Annotated in this window: 1 protein-coding gene; it reads right to left on the bottom strand. The window is 66.3% G+C overall.

Going from position 1 to position 243, the window contains the following annotated elements; all coding sequences use genetic code 11:
• Window positions 1-170: 30S ribosomal protein S15 (locus ACQG3P_RS22125; protein WP_426806251.1), on the bottom strand; the 170-nt coding region annotated here is incomplete at its 3' end.
• Window positions 171-243 lie beyond the last annotated feature (73 nt).

The raw sequence follows: 243 nt of genomic DNA, 5'->3' as shown, positions 1-243 counted from the left end.
CCCACCAGCAGCAGACCGCGACGGCGGTGGGGATCCTCCTGGTGGGTCCTGAAGTGGCCGGTCAGCAGTTCGCTGCGGGCGGGGAGCAGGGCAACCTGGACTTCCGGGGAGCCGGTATCGGCCGAGCTGCGCTTGTGGTCTTCAATGACCGTCTGGGTGTCGATCGACAGATCTGTTTTCTCTTGGATGCGAGGCCCGCAGAAACGCCCCCGTGGCGTACCGCGCGACGCGCCGAGAACGAAA

It is taken from the genome of Stenotrophomonas sp. SrG (assembly GCF_050031795.1).
In the GTDB taxonomy this organism is placed as follows: Bacteria; Pseudomonadota; Gammaproteobacteria; order Xanthomonadales; family Xanthomonadaceae; genus Stenotrophomonas; species Stenotrophomonas rhizophila_A.
The sequence above is the reverse complement of the archived record's forward strand: the minus strand, read 5'-3'. Positions and strand labels throughout refer to the sequence as shown.